A 3,791-nucleotide genomic window follows, 5' to 3' on the forward strand; every position below is an offset into this window, starting at 1 on the left:
AAATTCAACAAGAGGGGTTTTCCCTGTACCGCCTACTGAAATGTTTCCTACACTTATTACAGGTGTATCAACACTGTGTATTTTTAAAATGGAAGTATTATAAAGAATATTGCGGATTGTGATTGCGGTGCCGTAAATCAGAGAAACAGGTGAGGTTAAAATTCCCCATACAGGATTTTTCAGCACAGGAGTCATGCTGTTTTAAAACCTTTTTCCCTGAGGAACTTCATTATGGAAATTGCTGCACGTTCTGAAGCTCCGCGGTGCCCGAGTTTTTCACTTACAATATTCAGTTCTTTTTTCATGATAGTTCTTGTTTTTTTATCAAACAGTACAGCGCTTAATACTTTTGCAATTTTATGAGGATTTACGTCGTGCTGAATCAGTTCAGGGACTATTTTTTTACCTGCAACAATGTTGGCAAGAGCGATTGTATCCAGTTTTATTAAAGTTTTCCCGATAAGATAAGAAGCCTGTGAAAGTTTGTAAACAACAACCATTGGAGTAGAGGCAATTGCACATTCCAGAGTTGCTGTACCTGATGCTACTATGGCTGCATCGCATAGATAGAGAGCTTCCTTTGTTTTTCCGTAAACTACGGATATGGATTCTTCCTTTAATGTTGTATAAAGATCAGATGGCTGGTGTGGTGCGGCTGCAATAATTGCCTGCAGTTCAGGATGTTCTTTTTTTAAAAGTTTATATCCTTCAATCATTGGTTTGAGCAGCTTGGAAATTTCCTGCCTGCGTGAACCGGGGAGCAGTGCTACGCACGGCAAAGAGGGATTAAGCCCGGCATGTATGAAAAATGATTTTTTATCAGGGAAAATGGGTTCGGCATCTTTTAAGGGGTGGCCTACAAATTCCGTGTCAAGGCCTCTGCCGAGATAAATATCTTTTTCAAAAGGGAGAATTACAAGCATTTTATCAACGTAACGCGCAATTCTATAAATTCTGCCTTTGCCCCATGCCCACACCTGGGGGCTTATAAAGTACACGACAGGTATACCTGCTTTTTTTGCAGCTTTTGCAAATTTAAGGTTGAATCCCGGATAATCGGTAAGAAGAACAAAATCCGGCTTTCTTGACCGAAGAGTATCTTCCAGTGTTCTAAAGACCTTTTTTATAAAAGGCAGATGTTTTACAACTTCGAGAAATCCGAGGAATGCCATATCATTGACATGGAAAAGAATCTCAACTCCCTGGCCTGCCATGGCATCTCCGCCGATTCCGAAAAACTCAAAATCGCCCTTTGTTTTTAATCGGCTAATGAGTTTTGCCGTGTGCATGTCTCCGGAAGTTTCACCTGCAATAACAAGTGCTGAGATTTTTCCGGAGGTGTTTTTATTCATTAAAACAACTGCCATCTGATGATTAGTATCACTGTAACCAGTATAATTGATTGAAATGTGTTTCTTTCGGATTTTAGTGCAGCAGGGAAATTGGGTTCTTTTGTTGTTAAGCCAATATATGGAGTGAATCTGGGTATCCACCTGTGTACACTGTTTCTGTAATTTTTGTACTCTTCTTTGAATGTCTGCTGCAGATACTCTTCTTCATGAGTAACTATAAATGTATACTGGAAGAAAAATAAACAGAGAAAAATAAGTATCATCCATGGCATCCATGCCCAGGCCATAATTACAAATCCGAGAGCAAGAAAAAAATTGCCGACATAAAGAGGGTTCCGAACATAACCGAAAGGCCCGGAAGTAATCAGATCTGCTCCGCCGGCTTTGGCAGTTGTACGTGTTGCGCTTCCTGCATATGAAACTCCCCAAAAGCGTATTAATTCGCCGGATATCATAACTGCGAGGCCTGCAAAAATTGTACTCCATTCCGGCCTGGCAAGAACAAGTGCAAGAAGAATCAGAGGCACGGGAGTATAACTTCTGTTTTTAAAAAGGAAAAGGCTGAGATTCATCTATTTCTCCGTCTGTTTTAAAATGTTCATTGCAATGTCAAGTGCAGTACGTGCAGCTTCTCCGCGGACGCCTTTTTTATCTTCTCCTCTGACTGCTTCAACAAATGTCTGCAGTTCTTTAAAAAGTCCGTCACCTTCCGGAATTTCAGGTCTGTAATACACTACTTTTTTCTTGTTATCTCCGATTCCTATTTCGCTTAAAACCATATCTGCCTTTGAATCAGGGGATTCAAGTTTATACACTTCGGATATTTTCTGAAGGAAATCAACTGTGACATAAGTATCTTTCTGGAACATACGCATTTTACGCATCTTTTTTTGTGAAATTCTGCTTGCAGTTAAATTTGCAACGCATCCATTCTCAAAATGGATTCTTGCGTTGGCAATGTCAATAGTATCAGATACTACTGCAACGCCGCTTGCGTCGATGTTTTTGACAGGAGATTTGACAAGATACAGAACAATATCAATATCATGTATCATCAAATCAAGAACGACTGATACTTCAGTACCTCTCGGATTAAAAGGAGAGAGCCTGTGAGATTCAATAAAGAGGGGATTAATATCAAAGGAATTTAATGCTCTGAAAGCAGGGTTAAAACGCTCTATATGGCCGACCTGTATTAATGTGTTGTTCTCTGCGGCCATTCGGATAAGAGAATCCGCCTCTTCAACATTCTGTGCAATGGGCTTTTCAATAAGACACGGAATGCCTTTTGCCAGGACCTCCTTTGCGACCTCAAAATGGAGATCTGTCGGCACGGCAATACTAACGCCGTCAACATCTTCAAGAAGGCTGCTGATAGAGTCGTAAGCTTTTGTTCCCGCTTCCTTTGCTACCTGATTAGCCCTGTCCTTGTCAATATCATATACGCCTATAAGTTCAGCTTCCGGCAGTTGAGAGTAATTCAGGGAATGAAACCTCCCGAGATGCCCTGTACCGATTACACCAGTCCTTATTTTCTGCAATTAAAATTCTCCTTGTTCTTGCTTTCCAAAGGATAGAATTTAATATAAATAAATTCCATAATCAAATGAATTCTGTGCTGATATGTTCTAATAAAAAATAGAAGAAGTAAACTTTCCTGTTTCCATATTTTTTTACAGAGATTCTTTCCCCTATTGCCTGAATTAATTTGTTATGCATTTTTCAGGGTAAACATAGATTATCGGTATGTTTTATTAATTGTACCGGTAAATTCAATATATGTTGAAAGGTTTTTTTCAAAACCGGCATTCCGAATCCATTTTATATGAAATTATTGCGGCTGGATAAATAAATATCCTTTGCCATCATACTTTTCTATCCATGTTGCTGATACTTCCGATAAAGATGCAAATATCAGTTTTCCGGCTGTTTCATATTTTTTCAACTGTTCCAACTCTGATGCAATTGTCTGAGTCATTTCTGATACTTGTCCCTGTGCAATAAATATTGCTGCTGTCAACATTCTGTTTGGCTCCGTACTCCCTGTTTCAGCTCTTGATATTAAATCATAAATACCTTCAATATCGTTTGTGTATTTACCAATGCAGGGGATAGGAGCGGAATCATCGTTTTCGTAGAAATGTTCCGCATCTTTGGGACGCCACACACCTGCTGCTGCAGTATCATGCGTGTGCAGCAGAGTAGCATCTCCCCATAACCACTGTGCCTGCCATTCAAAATCAAAATGATTTCCATATATCGGCTCTATCAGATGTTCGTAGTCACCTCTTTCCGGCGGATCAGCTATCATTCCTCCTGCTATGTTACCCGGATCTACTCCGAATTCCTTGATCATATATGCTACGTCTGCATAATTATAGCTGGTCTCATGTGCATGCGGATCCACTTCATGGCCTAAATTTTCCACAAGGTAGCGCA

Annotated in this window: 5 protein-coding genes; all 5 read right to left on the minus strand. The window is 39.9% G+C overall.

The window, feature by feature from the left end; genetic code table 11:
• A partial coding sequence (locus tag J7K93_04910) for a tetraacyldisaccharide 4'-kinase (protein ID MCD6116332.1) occupies positions 1–195 on the minus strand: 195 nt, incomplete at its 3' end.
• Positions 192–1,352, minus strand: coding sequence for a lipid-A-disaccharide synthase (gene lpxB / locus J7K93_04915; protein ID MCD6116333.1), 1,161 nt, complete (start codon positions 1,350–1,352; stop codon positions 192–194). The genes lpxB and J7K93_04910, both read right to left, overlap by 4 nt.
• Positions 1,352–1,924: an isoprenylcysteine carboxylmethyltransferase family protein gene (locus J7K93_04920; protein ID MCD6116334.1), complete on the minus strand. Its 573-nt coding sequence runs from the start codon at positions 1,922–1,924 to the stop codon at positions 1,352–1,354. The genes lpxB and J7K93_04920 overlap by 1 nt, the downstream gene beginning before the upstream one ends.
• Entirely contained in the window at positions 1,925–2,893 is a 969-nt protein-coding gene (locus J7K93_04925; protein ID MCD6116335.1) for a Gfo/Idh/MocA family oxidoreductase, read from the minus strand.
• A 290-nt stretch (positions 2,894–3,183) separates the two neighbouring features.
• Positions 3,184–3,791, minus strand: a 608-nt coding sequence (locus J7K93_04930) for a hypothetical protein (GenBank protein ID MCD6116336.1), incomplete at its 5' end; no start/stop codon positions are given.

The sequence above is a fragment of the bacterium genome (assembly GCA_021158245.1).
Lineage (GTDB): Bacteria > Zhuqueibacterota > QNDG01 > QNDG01 > QNDG01 > QNDG01.